This window comes from Mycobacterium saskatchewanense, from assembly GCF_010729105.1.
Taxonomy (GTDB): domain Bacteria; phylum Actinomycetota; class Actinomycetes; order Mycobacteriales; family Mycobacteriaceae; genus Mycobacterium; species Mycobacterium saskatchewanense.
In genome coordinates, this window is record NZ_AP022573.1 from 3,955,935 (window position 1) to 3,974,308 (window position 18,374).

The 18,374-nt window shown below is 69.5% G+C and carries 15 protein-coding genes and 1 pseudogene; 11 read left to right on the top strand and 5 right to left on the bottom strand.

Going from position 1 to position 18,374, the window contains the following annotated elements; all coding sequences use genetic code 11:
• Positions 1-56 precede the first annotated feature (56 nt).
• From G6N56_RS18635 to G6N56_RS18645, 3 genes and pseudogenes are all read left to right on the top strand, one after another.
• Positions 57-1,619 carry a cytochrome P450 gene (locus G6N56_RS18635; protein ID WP_232069095.1) on the top strand — a complete coding sequence of 521 codons (1,563 nt, stop codon included), beginning with the start codon at positions 57-59 and terminating at the stop codon, positions 1,617-1,619.
• Between the two features lie 32 nt (positions 1,620-1,651).
• Entirely contained in the window at positions 1,652-2,218 is a 567-nt protein-coding gene (locus G6N56_RS18640) for a TetR/AcrR family transcriptional regulator (protein WP_085254419.1), read from the top strand.
• A 97-nt stretch (positions 2,219-2,315) separates the two neighbouring features.
• Positions 2,316-2,963 (top strand): annotated as a pseudogene (locus G6N56_RS18645) (biliverdin-producing heme oxygenase); the annotation flags it as partial.
• 38 nt (positions 2,964-3,001) lie between these two features.
• Here the strand turns inward: G6N56_RS18645 and mymT are convergent.
• Entirely contained in the window at positions 3,002-3,148 is a 147-nt protein-coding gene (gene mymT / locus G6N56_RS29185; protein ID WP_085254449.1) for a copper-binding metallothionein MymT, read from the bottom strand.
• A gap of 160 nt (positions 3,149-3,308) precedes the next feature.
• Between mymT and G6N56_RS18655 the strand changes: the two genes are divergently transcribed.
• Complete coding sequence (locus G6N56_RS18655; RefSeq protein WP_085254420.1) at positions 3,309-3,995, top strand: O-methyltransferase; 687 nt, start codon at positions 3,309-3,311, stop codon at positions 3,993-3,995.
• A gap of 10 nt (positions 3,996-4,005) precedes the next feature.
• On the opposite strand, the gene ilvD is transcribed toward G6N56_RS18655, so the two are convergent.
• Positions 4,006-5,721 (bottom strand): dihydroxy-acid dehydratase, encoded by a 1,716-nt coding sequence (gene ilvD, locus G6N56_RS18660; protein WP_085254421.1) that lies wholly within the window; start codon positions 5,719-5,721, stop codon positions 4,006-4,008.
• A gap of 70 nt (positions 5,722-5,791) precedes the next feature.
• Here ilvD and ricR point away from each other — a divergent pair, with 70 nt between their 5' ends.
• The 5 genes from ricR (at position 5,792) to G6N56_RS18685 (ending at position 11,435) form a co-directional block, all read left to right on the top strand.
• Positions 5,792-6,082 (top strand): copper-sensing transcriptional repressor RicR, encoded by a 291-nt coding sequence (gene ricR, locus G6N56_RS18665; protein ID WP_085254422.1) that lies wholly within the window; start codon positions 5,792-5,794, stop codon positions 6,080-6,082.
• A 112-nt stretch (positions 6,083-6,194) separates the two neighbouring features.
• Positions 6,195-7,436 carry an MFS transporter gene (locus G6N56_RS18670; protein WP_408632628.1) on the top strand — a complete coding sequence of 414 codons (1,242 nt, stop codon included), beginning with the start codon at positions 6,195-6,197 and terminating at the stop codon, positions 7,434-7,436.
• A gap of 106 nt (positions 7,437-7,542) precedes the next feature.
• Positions 7,543-8,535 (top strand): L,D-transpeptidase, encoded by a 993-nt coding sequence (locus G6N56_RS18675; RefSeq protein ID WP_163645139.1) that lies wholly within the window; start codon positions 7,543-7,545, stop codon positions 8,533-8,535.
• A gap of 85 nt (positions 8,536-8,620) precedes the next feature.
• Positions 8,621-9,214, top strand: coding sequence for a TetR/AcrR family transcriptional regulator (locus G6N56_RS18680; protein ID WP_085258025.1), 594 nt, complete (start codon positions 8,621-8,623; stop codon positions 9,212-9,214).
• On the top strand, positions 9,204-11,435 hold the full coding sequence (locus G6N56_RS18685) for a molybdopterin-dependent oxidoreductase (protein ID WP_085258026.1): 2,232 nt from the start codon (positions 9,204-9,206) through the stop codon (positions 11,433-11,435). Before G6N56_RS18680 ends, G6N56_RS18685 begins: the two co-directional genes overlap by 11 nt.
• A gap of 1 nt (position 11,436) precedes the next feature.
• Here the strand turns inward: G6N56_RS18685 and G6N56_RS18690 are convergent, their stop codons facing one another.
• The gene (locus G6N56_RS18690) at positions 11,437-13,422 is read right to left on the bottom strand and encodes a M13 family metallopeptidase (RefSeq protein ID WP_085258027.1); all 1,986 of its coding nucleotides are present in this window, start codon (positions 13,420-13,422) and stop codon (positions 11,437-11,439) included.
• A 42-nt stretch (positions 13,423-13,464) separates the two neighbouring features.
• On the opposite strand from G6N56_RS18690, the gene G6N56_RS18695 reads away from it, so the two are divergent.
• The gene (locus G6N56_RS18695; protein ID WP_085258028.1) at positions 13,465-14,103 is read left to right on the top strand and encodes a hypothetical protein; all 639 of its coding nucleotides are present in this window, start codon (positions 13,465-13,467) and stop codon (positions 14,101-14,103) included.
• Positions 14,104-14,111: 8 nt separating this feature from the next.
• Positions 14,112-14,801, top strand: a complete 690-nt coding sequence (locus G6N56_RS18700; protein WP_085258062.1) for a hypothetical protein — start codon at positions 14,112-14,114, stop codon at positions 14,799-14,801.
• 5 nt (positions 14,802-14,806) lie between these two features.
• On the opposite strand, the gene G6N56_RS18705 is transcribed toward G6N56_RS18700, so the two are convergent.
• Both G6N56_RS18705 and G6N56_RS18710 read right to left on the bottom strand, forming a co-directional pair.
• Positions 14,807-15,316, bottom strand: coding sequence for a transcriptional regulator (locus tag G6N56_RS18705; protein ID WP_085258029.1), 510 nt, complete (start codon positions 15,314-15,316; stop codon positions 14,807-14,809).
• On the bottom strand, positions 15,313-18,351 hold the full coding sequence (locus G6N56_RS18710) for an MMPL family transporter (RefSeq protein WP_085258030.1): 3,039 nt from the start codon (positions 18,349-18,351) through the stop codon (positions 15,313-15,315). Before G6N56_RS18710 ends, G6N56_RS18705 begins: the two co-directional genes overlap by 4 nt.
• Positions 18,352-18,374 lie beyond the last annotated feature (23 nt).

Consider the following 18,374-nt stretch of genomic DNA (forward strand, 5'->3'; position numbering starts at 1 on the left):
CGCCCCTCCGTCGCCCCAATCCAGCCCAATCCGGGCGAAGAAAGGATGATGGTCCATTGACCGCCGCAGACGAACCAATCTTGGAATCCCACGACGCGCAAAGTGGTTGCCCGGCAACCGGGCTTGCGCGCACATTCCGCCTCACTGCGGCCCCGCCACCCCGGGAGTCCCGGTGGTCCGCGGGCCGGCTCAGCGCCCTCGGCGCGCTGCGGGAAGACCCGCTGTGGCCCACCCGGCTCTCGGTGGCAACGTCCCTGGGTGCCGCGCGCGGATTCGGCCGGCCGGCGCCGCTGCCCCCCGGCCCCAAGGGCCTTCCCGTCGTCGGCTCCTTCTTCCAGCTCCGCCGGGATCCATTTCGGGTCATGAGCCGCGGCGCGGCCGAATACGGCGACATGTTCCGGATCCCGATGCCGCTCCTGGACATGGTCGCGGTCACGCACCCGGACCTGCTGCACGAATTCATGGACGATCCGGACGGGCGATACAGCCGATACAGCCCGGTGGGTCCGCTGTTGGGAATCATCGGGGCGAACAGCATCATGCTCGAGGGGCCGAAGCTGCGGGAACGCCGGCGGATGCTCATGCCGATGTTCACACGCAGACACCTGGTGACGATGGCCGACATCTTCTGCGCCGAGTTCGACGAACGCCTCGGCCGGTGGTCGAACTGGGCCGGCACGGGACGGCCGGTGGATCTGCAGTACGAGATCTCGCTGACGACGCTGAAGGTCTACCTGCGGGCGCTGTTCTCGACCTCGATCACCGATCGGAACCTGCGTCAGCTGGACGCCGACATGCGGGCGATCACGGGCCTGCTGGGCCTTACCACGCTGATGGTGCCCTTCCCCAATCTGCTTCCGCGGCATGGACGATCCAGCCTGGTGCCGGCCCTGCTCCGGATCTACCGGCTTGTCGGGCGTCTGATCAGGGACCGGGAGGCCCACCCGCTCGACACCCCCGACTTCCTCGATACGTTGCTCGGCGCCCGGTACGAGGACGGTTCACCCATTTCCAGGCCGGACCTCGCGGCGGAGATCGTCGGTCTGCTAGGCGGCGCCTACGACCCGACGGGCGCGGCGTTGACCTGGACGGTCGCGCTGCTGCTGGGCAACCCCGACCAGCTGGCGAAACTGCGGGAGGAGATCGCCGCGCTGGGCGGCGCGCTGCCCACCTACGACGACGTCTCCCGGCTGGAGTGGGCCAAGGCCTGCTTCGACGAGGCGCAGCGGATGCAGGGGCATCCGTTCTTCCCGAGGTTCTGCATGGCGGACAACGCGCTCGGCGGCTACCGGCTACCCAAGTACACCCTGGTGGGTGCGTGCATGTCGGTGGTGCACCGCGATCCGCGCTGGTGGCCCGATCCGGAACGGTACGAACCCGGCCGGTTCATCGATCCGGCGCAGGTACGGGCGCGTCCGCGACTCGCGTTCATGCCGTTCAGTTCGGGGCAGCACTTCTGCCTGGGCACCACGATGGCGTACATGGCCGCCCAGTTCTTCCTGACCATCCTCTTTCAGCGCTATCGGCTGGCCCTGCCGCACGGGTGGCGGCCGGAGCCCCGATTCACGTTCTCGGTAACCGTCAAAGGCGGCCTGCCCGTGACCTTGTCGCATGTGTGATCGCGACCGGGCCCCCGCGTTAGAGTCGCGGCGTGCCCAAGATCAGTGCCGCATCGGTGGAGGAGCACCGCGAACAGGTCCAGCGGCGCGTCTTCGACGCCTTCGCCACGCTGATGGGCGAGCACAGCTTCGACGCGATCACGATGGCCAAACTCGCGGCCCGGGCCGGCATCGGACGAACGGCGATCTACCACCACTTCGCCGACAAGGAAGCGGTTGTCGTGGCGTTTGCATCGCACGAGACCAGTCGCTACATCGACGGGCTGCGCGCCGGTCTGGCCGATGTCGACGACCCGGTCGAGCGCCTCGCGATCTACATCCGGCACCAGCTCAACGCCGGCCAGCAATTCCACATGGGCCTTGGCCCGCAGCTGTACGGCGCCCTTTCGCAGGACACGATGCGGGCCATCCGGGAGCACGTGACCGCCGTCGAGGATGTCTTGCGGGAAATCCTGGCCGACGGTGTGGCCACGGGACAGTTCACCATCGAGGACGAGGTGGCCACCATGTCGCTGATCCACGCCTGTTTGGCGCCGCGCGACCTGCCGCCCGCGATCGTCGAGCGGTTTGTGCTGCGCGCGCTCGGCGCGGCGCCGTAGCAGGCGGGGCGGGCACCGGCCGTAGTATGTTTCTGACAGGTTGTCAGTATCATTTTGACATGTTGTCACCGAATCCGCCGACCTCTTGGAGCCGCAGATGCCGTTGAACGCCACCGAATCCGCCCGCCGGGTTTCCGTCGCGATGAGGGAAGGCTCGGCCGCGGAGCACGCCGCCGCGGAGCGCTCGCCGTTCGTGTCCGAACTGGTTGCCGGACGGGTCAACGAGCGGGGCTATGCCGACTACCTGCGGCGGTTGCGCGTCGTCTACGCCGCCCTCGAGGACGCCGTCCGGTCCCATCGCGACGACCCGATGGTTTCGGCTGTGTACGACCCGGCGCTCGAACGCCTGGCGGCAATCGACGCCGACCTGGACCATTGGGCGCCCGGCGCGGGGCGGGCCGTCGAATCACCCGCCGCCGAGGCATACCGTGACCGAATCGCCGGCGCCGAGTGGGGCGGCGCCCTGGTCGCGCACCACTACACGCGCTATCTGGGTGACCTCTCGGGCGGCCAGGTGATCGGCAAGGTTCTCGACCGCACGTTCGGGCTCGGCGGTGCCGGCCTCGCGTTCTACCGGTTCCCGATGCGTCCGAAACCGTACAAGGACGCCTACCGCTCCCGGCTCGACGGCCTCACCCTGGACGCCGACGAGTTCGACCGCGCCGTCGACGAGGTGAAGGCCGCCTTCACGCTCAACCAGGCGCTGTTCGACGAGCTTGCCGACAATCTCCCGGCCTATCGCCGATCGTCACCGGTGCGGGTAGGGCCCGGGGCGCCCGACGGCTACTCGACCGGCCTCAGCTCGTCGCCACACGTGCAGCGGTAGGGCTCGCCGGAACCCGAACAGTGGCACGGAACCTCGATGCGGACGCGACACCCGCAGCCTTCGTGGCCGCAGGTCAGCACGGTTCCTTCCGCGTGGTTCGCCATGTCGATCACCCCTCTTCTTCAGTCGTGGACACTTCGTTGTGGGCCACACCAGTGGATCGACCACACCGCCACTGTATACCCCGGGCGGGTATGCGGTAAATCGCGGATGCCCAGCCGGCCGTTACGGCGCGCGGCGCCACGTCTCGCTAGCGTGGGCGATATGGCCGAAAAAGCAACCCCTGCTACCCCTGCAACCACTGCAACCCCTCAGGACGTCGACGCCTTCTTGGACAGCACGGTGATTGGCGACGATCCGGTGCTCACCGAAGCACTGGCCGCCAGCGAGGCCGCCGGGTTACCGCCGATCGCGGTATCGGCACAACAGGGCAAGTTCCTCTCGCTGCTGGCCGGCGCGACGCAGGCGCGGCGCATCCTCGAGATCGGCACCCTGGGCGGGTTCAGCACCACCTGGCTGGCCCGGGGCGCGGGACCGCAGGGCCGGGTGGTGACACTGGAATACGAGCCAAAGCACGCCGAGGTGGCGCGAGCCAACCTGCAGCGGGCCGGCCTGGCCGACCGGGTGGAGGTGATCGTCGGCGCGGCGCTGGACACCTTGCCGACGGTGACCGGCGACCCGTTCGACCTGGTGTTCATCGACGCCGACAAGGAGAACTACCCTGCCTACCTGCAGTGGGCGATCCGCCTGGCGCGTCCCGGCGCCGTCATCGTGGCAGACAACGTGATTCGCGAGGGTGACGTGCTCACCGCCACCCCGGGAAGCGGCGCCGCGCACGCGGTGCGTCAGACCCTCCAGCAGATGGGCGAGCACCCCCGCCTGGACACGGCGGTGATCCAGACGGTGGGTGCCAAGCGCTGGGACGGTTTCGCGCTGGCGCTGGTGCGCTAGCGGCGCGCGCCTAGCCGCAGACCGCGCCGATCGCCGCCGAGCTCACCAGCTTGACGTACTTGGCCAGTACGCCGGTCTTATAGCGCGCCGGGGGAGGGGTGAAACCCTCTCGGCGCGAATCGAATTCGGCGGGATCGACCAGCACGTCGAGCACGCGGTTCGCGACGTCGAGGCGAATGCGGTCGCCGTCGCGGAGGAAGGCGATCGGTCCGCCGTCGACCGCCTCGGGCGCGATGTGCCCCACACATAGGCCGGTCGTCCCCCCGGAGAAGCGGCCGTCGGTGAGCAACAGGACGTCCTTGCCCAGCCCGGCGCCCTTGATCGCGCCGGTGATGGCGAGCATCTCCCGCATCCCGGGCCCGCCCTTGGGGCCTTCGTAGCGGATCACCACGGCGTCGCCCTGGGTGATGGTGCCGTCCTCGAGGGCGTCCAGCGCGGCCCGTTCGCCGTCGAAAACCCTTGCGGTCCCTTCGAACACGTCGGAATCGAAGCCGGCCGACTTGACCACCGCCCCCTCGGGCGCCAGCGAGCCGCGCAGGATGGTGATCCCCCCGGTGGGGTGGATGGGATCGTTCAGCGCGCGCAGCACCTTGCCGTCCGGGTCGGGCGGGGCGATCGCGGCGAGGTTCTCGGCGACGGTCTGGCCGGTCACCGTCAGGCAGTCACCGTGCAGCAGGCCCGCGTCCAGCAGCGTCTTCATCATCACCGGAACGCCGCCGATGTGGTCGACGTGGGTCATGACGTGGCGGCCGAACGGCTTCACGTCGGCCAGGTGCGGCACCTTCGACCCGATCCGGTCGAAGTCGTCGAGCGTCAGGGCCACCTCGGCCTCGTGCGCGATGGCGAGCAGGTGCAGCACCGCGTTGGTGGAGCCGCCGAACGCCATCACCACCGCGATCGCGTTCTCGAACGCCTCCTTGGTCATGATGTCGCGGGCGGTGATACCGCGCCGCAGCAGTTCGACGACGGCCTGGCCGCTGCGGCGCGCGAACCCGTCGCGGCGCCGGTCGGTGGCCGGTGGCGCCGCGCTGCCAGGCAGCGACATGCCGAGCGCCTCGGCGGCGCTGGCCATCGTGTTGGCGGTGTACATGCCGCCACACGCCCCCTCGCCGGGGCAGATGGCCCGCTCGATGGCGTCGACGTCCGCGCGCGGCATCAACCCGCGGGCGCACGCGCCGACCGCCTCGAACGCGTCGATGATGGTGACCTCGCGCTCGCTGCCGTCGGAAAGCTTGGCCACGCCCGGGAGGATGGACCCCGCGTAGAGGAACACCGACGCCAGGTCCAGGCGCGCGGCGGCCATCAGCATCCCCGGAAGCGACTTATCACACCCGGCCAGCAGCACCGAGCCGTCCAGCCGCTCCGCCTGCATCACGGTCTCGACGCTGTCCGCGATCACCTCGCGGGACACCAGTGAGAAATGCATCCCCTCGTGGCCCATCGAGATGCCGTCGGAGACGGAGATCGTCCCGAACTCGAGCGGGTACCCGCCCGCCGCGAACACGCCCTCCTTGACCGCCTTGGCGAGCCGGTCGAGCGAGAGGTTGCACGGCGTGATCTCGTTCCAGGACGACCCGACCCCGACCTGCGGCTTGGCGAAGTCCTCGTCACCCATGCCTACCGCGCGCAGCATGCCACGGGCCGCGGCCTTCTCCAGGCCGTCGGTGACGTCACGACTACGGGGTTTGATGTCGGCGGAAGACGCCGGATCGGTGGTGGAGGACATCGTTCAAGTATGCGCGAACCGCGTGGCCACGAGACCCGCGGGATACCCCAACGGGGTATAAGCTAGGAGAATGACGACCGCGCACGGATATTCCGAGCAGAAGGACAACTACGCCAAGAGGCTGCGGCGCATCGAGGGCCAGGTGCGGGGCATCGCCCGGATGATCGACGAGGACAAGTACTGCATCGACGTCCTCACCCAGATCAGCGCCGTCAACAGCGCCCTGCGCTCGGTGGCGCTGAACCTGCTCGACGAGCACCTTAGCCACTGCGTCACCAACGCGGTCGCCGAGGGCGGCGGCCAGGCCGACGAGAAGCTGGCCGAGGCCTCCGCGGCCATCGCGCGGCTGGTTCGTTCCTGATCGCCTAGGGCGTGTTGAAACGAAAGAATGCATGAACCCGTTGCCGCGGTGCGTACCGTAGGGGCAGCGTGGTCGTGTCGGCGGTATTGCCGGCCCATCCCGCAACCGACCTATGACTGCCATGACAGCCGAAACCACTGTTGCCACGCGAACGTGGACGCCACGCATCGCGGCACAGCTGGCCGTGCTGGCCGCGGCGGCTTTCACCTACGTCACCGCGGAAATCCTGCCGGTGGGCGCGCTGTCCTCGATCGCGCGGAACCTGCACGTCAGCGTCGTCCTCGTCGGGACCTTGCTGTCCTGGTACGCGCTGGTGGCGGCCCTGTCGACCTTCCCGCTGGTGCGCTGGACGGCGCACTGGCCGCGGCGGCGCGCCCTGGTGGTGAGCCTGGCGTGCCTGACCGCCTCCCAGCTGATCTCCGCGCTGGCCCCGAACTTCGCCGTGCTGGCCGCCGGGCGGGTGCTCTGCGCGGTCACCCACGGGCTGCTGTGGTCGGTCATCGCCCCGTTCGCCACCCGGCTGGTGCCGCCCAGCCATGCCGGCCGCGCCACGATGTCGATCTATATCGGGACCAGCTTGGCCCTCGTCATCGGTAGCCCGCTGACGGCCGCCATGAGCCTGATGTGGGGCTGGCGGCTCGCGGCGGTCAGCGTCACGGTCGCGGCGGCCGTCGTCACGGTGGCCGCCCGGCTCCTGTTGCCGGCGATGGTGCTCAGCAACGACCAGCTCGCCTGCGTCGGCCCGCGCGCCCGGCATCACCGCAACCGCCGGCTGATCATCCTCAGCCTCATCACGATGGTCGGCGTCACCGGCCACTTCGTCTCGTACACCTACATCGTCGTGGTCATCCGCGAGGTGGTCGGCGTGCGCGGCGCGAACCTGGCCTGGGTGCTGGCCGCCTACGGCGCCGCCGGCGTGGTCGCCGTGGGCATGGTCGCGCGACCGCTGGACCGCCGGCCCCGCGGGGCGATCATCTTCTGCATGGCCGGGTTGACCGTCGTGTTCGCCGTGCTGACGGGTCTGGCGTTCGGGGGCGAGCCCGTCGTGGCGACCGTGCTGATCGGAACGTGCGCGATCGTGCTGTGGGGTGCGATGGCGACGGCCGTGTCGCCGATGATGCAGGCCGCCGCCATGCGCAGCGGGGTCGACGACCCCGACGGGGCGTCGGGGCTGTACGTGACGGCGTTCCAGGTGGGCATCATGGCGGGGTCGCTGGTGGGCGGTCTTCTCTACGAGCGCAGCATCGCCCTGATGTTGACCGCTTCGGCCGGCCTGATGGCCGCGGCGCTGGCCGGTATGGCGGCCAATCGGCAGGTGCTCGACGTTGCGCCGGCAAGCTCACGTGATTCATAGCTCGGCAGGTCAGCGACCCTAAACGGGTCCGGCGGGGGCCGCGGACCGGGTAGCCGGTTCCCGCGCTGTGCCAAACTATTTCCAGGACGTGTCTGGAGGGATGCATATGTCGGGCTGGACGAGGGGACGCTTCTTCGCCGCTCTGAACGCAGCCGGGTTGGCCGTTGTGTTGGTGCTGAGCGCCGGCACCGCGCTGGCGGATCCGGACCCGGCTCCCGGTGATCCGGGGGTGGCCGTCCCGCCCGGGCCGCCCTCCCCCCCGCCCGACCCGTTCGCGGCGCCCCCGCCGCCCAACCCGCTGGCGCCGCCTCCCTTCCTGCCGCCGCTCGGCCAGCCCGTCGCCGCGGGTCCCGCCGCCGGGCAGAACCCGAGCCCGTTCACCGGCGTCGCGCCGTTCGGCCCCCCGAAGATCGTCCCGGTCAACGGTTCGACCGTGGGTGTCGGGCAGCCGATCATCGTCAACTTCCCCGCCCGCGTGGATGACGCCGGCGCGGCCATGGACGCCGTCCACGTCATGTCGACCCCGCCGGTGCCGGGCAAGTTCTACTGGATGACCCCGACGCAGCTGCGCTGGCGCCCGCTGAGCTTCTGGCCCGCCCACACCGCGGTGACCGTCGACGCGGGCGGCACCGTGACCAGCTTCCAAACCGGTGACGCGCTGATCGCCACGGCGGACGACACGACCCACCAGCTGACCGTGACCCGCAACGGCACGGTGGAGAAGACCATCCCGATGTCAATGGGCATGTCGGCGGGCAATCACCAAACCCCCAACGGCACCTACTACGTGCAGGAGAAAATGCCGTCGGTGGTGATGGATTCTTCCACCTACGGGGTCCCGGTCAACTCGACGTACGGCTACAAGGTGACCGTCGACCTGGCCGTCCGGTTCGACAACGTCGGCGACTTCGTGCACAGCGCACCGTGGTCGGTGGACGACCAGGGCAAGCGCGACGTCAGCCACGGCTGCATCAACATCAGCCCCTCGAACGCGAAGTGGTTCTTCGACAACTTCGGCCCCGGCGACGTGATCGTCGTGAAGAACTCGAGCGGTGGGCCTTACCCGAAGAATGACGGCTCCGCCGACTGGATGAACTAGCCCTCTCCCGCTCTGTGCGGAAGGGCCTTCCGCGCGCCCGGCGGTTATGTATAGCATCATACATACCCCCGGCCGAGGAGCGGCGATGCGAAGCCACCGCGAGCAGATGGTCGTCTCGGCCGCGCTGCTGATCAGGGAGCGCGGCGCGCGCGCCACCGCGATCTCGGACGTGCTGCAGCACAGCGGCGCGCCGCGCGGGTCCGCCTACCACTACTTCCCGGGTGGGCGCACCCAGTTGCTCTGCGAGGCGGTGGACTACGCCGGTGACCACGTCGGCGCCGTCATCGCCGCGGCCGAGAGTGGCCTCGAACTGCTGGACACGCTGATCGGCAAGTACCGCCGCCAATTGCTCGACAGCGACTTCCGCGCCGGGTGCCCGGTTGTCGCGGTCTCCGTCGAATCCGGTGACGAGCAGGACCGCGAGCGGATGGCCCCGGTGATCGAGCGCGCGACGGCGGTGTTCGACCGCTGGACGTCCCAGATCACCCAGCGCCTCGTCTCCGATGGCATCCCGACCGAGACCGCCGCCGAACTGTCGATGCTGACCACGTCGGCGATCGAGGGCGCGATCGTGCTGGCCCGGGTCCGGCGTGACGTGGCGCCCCTGGATCTCATCCACCGTCAGCTGCGCAGCTCGCTGCTGGCCGCCCTGGGAAGGAACCCCGACGATGACCGCTGAATGGCAGCCCACCGCCTGCATCCTCTGCGAGTGCAACTGCGGCATCGTCGTCCAAGTCGAGGACGGCCATTTGGCCAAGATCCGCGGCGACAAGAACCATCCGGCGTCGCAGGGCTACACCTGCAACAAGGCGCTGCGGCTGGACCACTACCAGAACAACCGGGCCCGCCTGACATCGCCGATGCGCCGCCGGCCCGACGGCACCTACGAAGAAATCGATTGGGACACCGCGATCGTCGAGATCGCCGAGGGCTTCAGGCATATCCGTGACACCTACGGCGGCGACAAGATCTTCTACTATGGCGGCGGCGGGCAGGGCAACCACCTGGGCGGGGCCTACAGCGGCGCCTTCCTGAAGGCGCTGGGGTCGAAGTACCGGTCGAATGCGTTGGCGCAGGAGAAGACCGGCGAGGCCTGGGTCGACGGGCACCTGTACGGCGGCCATACCCGCGGCGAGTTCGAGCACGCCGAGGTTGCGGTGTTCGTCGGCAAGAACCCATGGATGTCGCAGAGCTTCCCCCGGGCGCGCGTGGTGCTCAACGAGATCGCCAAGGACCCGGCCCGGTCGATGATCGTGATCGACCCGGTGGTCACCGACACGGCGAAAATGTCCGACTTCCACCTGCGGGTGCACCCCGGAACCGACGCCTGGTGCCTGGCCGCGATGGCTGCCGTCCTCGTTCAGGAAAGCCTGTGCGACGAGGCTTTTCTCGCCGAACATGTGCGCGGGGCCGACACCGTGCGCGACGCGTTGCGCGACGTCTCGGTCCGCGACTACGCGCTGCGCTGCGGGGTCGACGAAGAGCTGGTGCGGGCCGCGGCACGGCGCATCGGCACCGCCGCCAGCGTCGCGGTGTTCGAAGACCTCGGCATCCAGCAGGCGCCCAACAGCACTCTGAGCTCCTACTTGAACAAGCTGCTGTGGATCTTCACCGGCAACTTCGCGAAAAAGGGTGGGCAGCACCTGCATTCGTCGGTGGCGTCATTGTTCAGCACGGTGTCGGGCCGCACCCCCGTCACCGGCGCGCCGATCATCGCCGGCCTGGTGCCGTCCAACGTCGTGCCCGAGGAAATCCTCACCGATCACCCGGACCGGTTCCGGGCCATGATCGTCGAAAGCGGGAACCCCGCCCACTCGCTGGCCGACTCGACGGCGTGCCGGGAGGCGTTCCGATCGCTGGAGCTGATGGTGGTCGTCGATGTGGCGATGACCGAGACGGCCAGGCTGGCGCACTACGTGTTGCCCGCCGCGTCGCAATACGAGAAGCCCGAGGCCACCTTCTTCAATTTCGAGTTCCCGCACAATGGCTTTCACCTGCGGCGGCCGCTGCTCGAACCGCTGGGGGGCACGCTGCCCGAACCGGAGATCTGGGCCCGGCTGGTGCGGGCGCTCGGCGTCGTCGACGACGCGGACCTGCGTCCGTTGCGCGAGGCCGCCCTACGCGGCCGTCAGGCGTACGCCGAGGCGTTCCTCTCCGCGGTGTCCGCCAATCCGACTCTGGCGCGGCTGGTTCCGTATGTGCTCTACGAGACGCTCGGCCCGACGCTGCCCGACGGCATGGCCGGCGCGGCCGCCGTCTGGGGGCTGGCCCAGAAGGTCGCGATGACCTACCCCGAGGCCGTACGCCGGGCCGGCCATGCCGACGGCAACGCGCTGTTCGACGCCATCCTGGACAGCCCGTCAGGCGTGGTGTTCACCGCCCACAACTACGAGGACGATTTCGCGCTGATCGGCCACGCCGACCACAAGATCGCGCTGGAGATTCCCGAAATGCTCGCCGACCTGCGGGCACTCGCCGAGGCGCCACTGCGGCTGACCACGGCGGAGTTTCCCATTGTGCTGTCGGTGGGCGAGCGGCGGGCCTACACCGCCAACGACATCATCCGCGACCCGTCCTGGCGCAAGCGTGACACCGACGGGGCGCTGCGCGTCAGCGTCGAAGACGCCCAGCACCTCGGGCTCGTCGACGGGGGCCGGGCGCGCATCAGCACCGCGGCCGGCAGCGCGGAGGCCACCGTCGAGGTCACCGAGACCATGCTGGCCGGACACGCAGCCCTGCCCAACGGTTTCGGCCTCGACTACGTCGGGCCCGACGGGCAGACCGTCGTTCCGGGTGTCGCCCCGAACGCGCTCACCTCCACCCGGTGGCGCGACCCCTACGCCGGCACGCCCTGGCACAAGCACGTTCCCGCCCGCATCGAACTGTGCCCGGCCGGGTGACCTAGTTCCAGATCCTGACCCGGCGCCGCGGCTCCAGGAACAAGGCGTCGCCCTCGGACACCTCGAACGCCTCGTAAAAGGCGTCGATGTTGCGGATCACCCCGTTGCACCGGAACTCCGGCGGCGAGTGCGGATCGATCGCCAGCCGCCGGATCGCCTCAGCCACACGGGATTTGGTGCGCCACACCTGCGCCCAGCCGTAGAACACGCGCTGCACGCCGGTGAGGCCGTCGATGACGGGGGCGGCTTGTCCATTAAGGGACAACTGGTAGGCGAGCAGCGCGATGGACAGCCCGCCCAAGTCGCCGATGTTCTCGCCGACGGTGAACGCGCCATTCACGTGGTGACTCGCGTCAAGTCCCCTCGGCGTGTAGGCGTCGTACTGCTCGATGAGCGCCTTGGTCCGCGCGCCGAACTCGGTGCGGTCCTCGTCGGTCCACCAGTCGACCAGGTTGCCGTCGCCGTCGTACTTCGCGCCCTGGTCGTCGAAGCCGTGCCCGATCTCGTGACCGATCACCGCGCCGATCCCGCCGTAGTTGGCGGCGTCGTCGGCCTCGGCATCGAAGAACGGCGGCTGCAGAATGGCCGCGGGAAAGACGATTTCGTTCATGCCCGGGTTGTAGTAGGCGTTGACGGTCTGCGGCGTCATGAACCACTCGTCTCTGTCCACCGGGCCGCCCAGCTTCGCCACCTCGCGGTCGTGGTTGACGGCGTAGCCGCGGCGGTAGTTGCCGTAGAGGTCGTCGCGCTCGACCTGCAGCGCGGAGTAGTCGCGCCACTTCGAGGGGTAGCCGACCTTGGCGGTGAACTTCTCCAGCTTGCGCAGCGCCCGCTCGCGGGTTTGCGGCGTCATCCAGTCCAGGTCGTTGATGGACTGCCGGTAAGCCGCCTTGAGGTTCTCCACCAGCGCGTCCATGCGCGCCTTGGCCTCCGGCGGGAAATGCTGCTGCACGTACAGCTTTCCGACGGCGTCACCCATCAGGTTCTCGACCAGCGACACCGCCCGCTTCCAGCGGTCCCGGATCTGCTCCGCCCCGGTCAGCCGTCGGCCGTAGAAGTCGAAGTCCGCGGCGACGATGGCGTCGGTCAGCCACGGCGCACGCGCGCGGATCACCCGCCAGCGTGCCCAGGACTTCCAGTCCTCCAGGTCCTCGCCGGCCCACAGGGTCGCGAACGCGGTCAGGTAATCGGGTTGGCGCACAACGACTTCGGCGGCCGCCTCAGGACTGCTGCCCAGCGCGCGCACCCACCCGGCCCAGTCGAAGCCCGCCCCTTCGGCCTCGAGATCGGCGAAAGCGCGCAGGTTGTAGCTCAGCTCGGCGTCGCGGCGCTTGACCACGTCCCAGTGGGCGGCCGCCAGTTTGGCCTCCAGGGCCACGATCCGCGCCGCCGTGTCGGTGTGGTCGCCCTGATCCTCGCCGAACACGAGGGCGAACATCCGCGCGATGTGCCCGGGGTAGGCCGCCAGGACCTCGGCGTGCCGCTCCTCGCGGTAATACGATTCGTCGGGCAGCCCGAGGCCGGACTGGTTGAGGTAGACCAGGTAGCGCGACGAGTCCTTGGCGTCGGTGTCGATGTACACGCCGATGCCGCCGCCCACCCCGGTGCGTTGCAGGGCACCCACCGCTGCGGCCAGCGCGGCGGCGTCCGTGGCCCCGTCGATCGAGGCGAGCTCGTCCAGCAGCGGTTGCACGCCTCGGCGTTCGACCGTCTCCTCGTCGAGGAAACTGGCGTACAGGTCGCCGATGCGCTGCGCGTCGGTACCCGGCGCGCCGCCGGCCTCGCTGGCCTCGATGATCAGGTCCCGGACCTGCTCCTCGGCGCGGTCGTAGAGGTGACGGAAGGCGCCGTCGGTGGCCCGGTCGGCCGGTATCTCGTAATCGTCCAGCCAGCGGCCGTTGACGTGGCCGAACAGGTCGTCCTGGGGGCGGGCGGTTGCGTCGACGTAGCTCAGGTCGATACCGGAGCGGATGGCCTCTACTGTCACCCCGCCATCCTTCCATCTTCATTTGGGTGCAACGATCGGGCCATGCCCGACGGCGACCCCACCGAGCCACCCCCCGACGACGAACCGGCCGGCGCCGATTCGGCGTCCGAACCCGCAGGCGGAGCCATGTTTTCCGGCTACGGCGTCGCGTCGGCCGCCCTCGGCCTGCTGTCGGTCGCGGCGGTCGCGCTCGGTGTCTTCATCTGGTCCGGACACCGTGACGAGGAGGCCGAGCGTTCGTACCTCACCCGCGTCATGGAGTCCGCCGCCGAATGGACGAACGTGCTGATCAACATGAACAGCGGCAACGTGGACGCCAGCCTGCAGCGGCTGCACGACGGGACGGTCGGTGAGCTGAACACCGACTTCGACGCGGCCGTCCAGCCCTACCGCCAGGTGGTGCAGAAGCTGCAGGCCAAGAGCACCGGCCGGATCGAGGCGGTGGCCATCGAGTCGGTGCACCACGAACTGGACACCCAGCCCGGTGGCGGGAAGCCGAAAGATGTGGTCACCACCAAGCTGCCGCCCTTCGCCAGCCGCACGGACTCGGTGCTGCTGGTCGCCACGTCGATCAGCGAGAACGCCGGCGGCAAGCCGACGACGGTGCACTGGAATCTGCGGTTGGACGTGTCCGACGTGGACGGCAAGCTGATGGTCTCCGGATTGGCGTCGATCAGGTGAGGGCTCAGCTGAGAAACATCTTGCGGCTGCTGGCCTTCGACGCGGTGGCCCCGCTGGCCGCGATCGCGGCCCTCCTGGCGATCGGCGTGGTCCTCGCCTGGCCGCTGTGGTGGGTGTCGGCGTGCTCGGTGTTGATCCTGCTGATCGTCGAAGCCATGGCGGTCGATTTCTGGCTACTGCGCCGCGATTCGGTCAGCGTGGGCACCGACGACGACGCCCCGGGGCTGCGCCTGGCCGTCGCCGTCCTGTGCACGGCCGCCGTGTCGGCGGCGGTCGTGACCGGCTACCTGCATTGGACGAGGCCGGACCGCGACTTCAGGCGGGACTCCCGGGACGTCGTCCACATCGCCACCGACGTGGCGGAAGCGATGGCGTCGTTCAGCCCCAGCGCCCCGGCCAGCGCGATCGATCGGGCGACGGCGCTGATGGTCCCGGACCAGGCGGGGGCGTTCAGGGACCAATACAACAAGGGCAGCGCCGAGCTGGCCCAGCACAACGTCACCGCCGAGGCGGCCACGCTGTCGGCCGGCATCGAGGCGATCGGGCCGACGGCGGCGAGCGTGGCGGTGATCCTGCGGGTGACCCAGACGACGCCCGGCCAGCCGCCCAGCCAGGCGGCGCCCGCGCTGCGGGTCGCGCTGACCAAGCGGGGCAGCGACTGGCTGGTCTCGGGTGTGCTGCCCGTCAACTCCCGCTAGGCGGGTCAGTTCGATTCGGCCGACCGCGCGGACTTGACCTTGACGAACCGGTCCGACAGCCGGCGCATCCGGATCATCAGGGAGGCCGCCGGGCTGGCGCTGCCGTCGAGGTAGGTGAACAGCTCGTCGGCGGAGACCCCGATGCGGGACGCGAATTCCTGGTGTCCGAGCCCGGAGCGGTCGATCAGCAGCCGCACATGGCGCGCCACCTCCGCGCGCTCGTCGGCCTCCAGGTGGGTGCGGGCGCGTTCCAGCACCTCCCACAGGGCCTTCGAGATGCCGTACGGGCGGGTGCCCTCCAGGACCTCTTCGACCTGGCGGGCGGTCCGGCCGTACGGGTCGCGCTTGAGCGCGGCCGCGATGCGCTTCCAGGTGTCGATGTCACCGCCCTGCAGCGCCGAGCGGATCGCGGAGGTCGGCCAGAACTCGACCGGCTGGTCGGGCTCGGGCCTGCTCGCTTCCGCAGCGGGCCGCTGGGGCGGCGATGCGGGGCGCCGGTCGGATGCCAACGTCACCTCGCCTCCTCCAGCATTGCCACAGCCACCGACAGGCAGCGTTGCCTGACTTCTTCCCAGTCTGCCTCGTCTTCGGCGTCGGAGCCCGGATCGTCGGTGAGATCGCGCGGATGGGGATCGGCGAGCTGACGCACCAATTGGCTGGCCATCCACTGCCGCCCGGGCGATTGACAACAGTAATAGCTGTCCATGCCGGCCAGCACCAGCGCGGCGGTCTCGGGCTCCACGGTGTCCACCATGTCTGCAAAGTCGGCGTAATCGCGGCGACTGTTACGGCACATGATCAGGTAGCCCTTGAGGCGCAGCGCCTCGGCGCCGGTGGGGACCTGCAGCCGGTCGCCCGTCGGCAGCTGCACGTGGGTGGTCTCCACCGGGCTGCGCCGTTCGTACTTCGGCTGGTCGTCGTCATCGCTGCCCGTCTGCAGCGCTTCGATGGCAACCGACAGCCGGCCCCGCCACAGCGTGACGGGGTGCACGGGCCGGTCGGTTCCGGCGATCACCCGGGCGATGCCGTTCCGCGACGGCCGGGCGCCGACCAGCTTCTTGCTCCCCGGGTGGGCCGGGCCGTGACCGTTGCCGCCGTTTCGGCCCACCGCGATGCCCGCGGTGTCGTCGTCGATGTTGACCTGGTGGGGGATCTGCGCGGGGCCGCGCCCGCGGCCCAGGGCGCCGGACTGCAGGCCGGACAGGGTTGTCTTGCCGTTGCGTCCGCAACCGGAGAACGCGAGCGGGTCGGCCACGGTGATGGCGTCGGGCGCCAGGTGCTTGAGCTTGGCCGCCGACTTGAGCACCATCTTCAGGTCCGCGGTGGGCGCCGTCAGCGCCGAGATGTCGTCGGGGATCACCACCACGTCGCCGAGGTCGACCTCGGGCAGCGGCCGGTCGAAGTCGACGGACGGCAAGACCCTGGACAGCCACGGCGGGATCCACCAATTCCACTGGGCGAACATCGCCATCAGCGCCGGCACCAGCACCAGCCGCACCACGGTCGCGTCGACCGCGATCGCGACGGCGCACGCCACCCCGATCTCGGCGACCAGCGGCATGCCGGCGAACGCGAAGCCGATGAACACGGCGATCATGATCAGCGCGGCGCTGGTGATGGTGCGGGCGCTGGTGCTCACGCCGTACGCGACCGCGTCGCGGGTGTTCCCGGAGTGCAGGAAGCGTTCCCGGATGCGGGTCAGCAGGAAGATCTCGTAGTCCATCGACAACCCGAAGGTCATCGCCAGCACCAGCGGGGGCACCGTGCTGTCGATCGAGCTGATGTGCGCGAAGCCGAGATCCTGCAGCCAGCCCCACTGGAACACCATCACCAGGCTGCCGTAGGCGGCCGCGACGGACAGCAACGTCATCAGCACGCCTTTGAGGGCCAGGAAGACCGAATGGATGGACAGCAGCAGCATCACGAACGCGATCAGCGCCACGAACAGCAGCACCAGCGGCTCGGTCTGCGACACCCGGTCATCGAAGTCCTTGATCAGCGCCGTCGGCCCGCCGACGTCCACCCGCGCCGTGCCCGCGTCGGGGATCTTAGGCAGCTGGGCGCGCATCCACCCCACCGACTCCCGCGCTCCCATGTCCTCGGGGTCCACCGACAGCACCGCCGACAGCAGCGCGCTGCCGTTGTCCTCGGCGAATTGCGGCGGGCTCACCGAGGCGATGTGCGGCGCCTGGGTCATGCGCTGGCGGATCGCGCCGATGGTCTGGGCGTGCTCGGGTGAGGCGGCACCGCCGTCGGGGAAGGTGACGAGCACCCGGATCGGACCGAGCGCGCCGGGCCCGAGCGCCTGGGCGGCCGCGCCCACCCCGGCGCGGATCTCGTGGGACGAGTCGAATTGGCGCAACAGGCTGTTGCCGAGCACCATCGACGCCGCCGGCGCGGCCATGACGAGCAGGATCGTCGCCGCCGCCAGCGACGAGATCCACGGCCGGCGCATCACCGCCCCGATCCAGCGGTTCCAGAACCGGGACTGGGTGGCCTCGGGTTTGCGCGACCAGTGCAGCAGCGGCGACCGCTTGGCGGCCGCCCGACCGAACGTTCCCAACACCGCGGGCGTCAGCGTCGCCGCCGTCAGCATCGCGACCGCGACGGCCAGGATCGCCCCGGTGGCCATCGACTTGAGCGCCGGGGTGTTGATCACGTAGATCGCGGTGAGCGAGGCGATCACGGTCATGCCCGACAGCACCACCGCCAGACCGGACGTGGCCATCGCGGCGTCGATGGCGTCGCGCGGCTCGCGCCCCGTCCGCAGCTCCTCGCGGAACCGCATCAGGATGAACAGCGAGTAGTCGACGGCGAGCGCGATGCCGAACATCGAGACGGTCGAGGTGACGAACACCGACATGGTGGTGAATTCGGACAGCAGGTAGACCAGGCCCATCGTCACCACGACCGTGCAGACGGCGAGCGCCAGCGGGATCGCCGCGGCCGCCAGCGAGCCGAACACGGCGAGCAAGACGATCAGGATGATCGGAAGGTTCCAGCGCTCCGCCGCCGCGATGTCGTGCTTGGTGTTGGCCGCCGCGGCGGCGCTCAGCGCGCCCTGCCCGATGACGTATAGCCGGACCCGGCCGTTGGCGGTCTGGCCGGGCTGGTCGCCGTTGACGCCGATCTTCTTCTGCAGCTGCTTGGCCAGGTCGCTGGTGCCGGCGTTGCGGGCGTCCAACCTCAGCGACAGCACATACGGCCGGTCGGGTTGTGGTGGCCGTTGGGTGGGGTTGGGCGCCTCGGTGATGCCGGGGAACTCGCCGACGGTCTGCCGCAGCAGCGCCACCGCGTCGTTCATGTCCTGGTAGCTGGCGTCCGGCCGGGGCGCGGCGACCAGCGCCAACGACGACGCACCCTGATCGTGGTAGAGATCCTCGAGTTGGTCGTGCACCGCGAGCGACTGCGAGCCGGCGACTTCGAACCCACCTCCGGTGAGGTTCCCGGATTGCGTCATCGCGAGATAGACGGCCGGCACCAATGCCAGCAACCAGCCCGCGAAGACCAACCAGCGATATCGGCGCAGGCTGCGGCTCAGGCGCATCATTAACTGCTGGATTTTCGACTCCC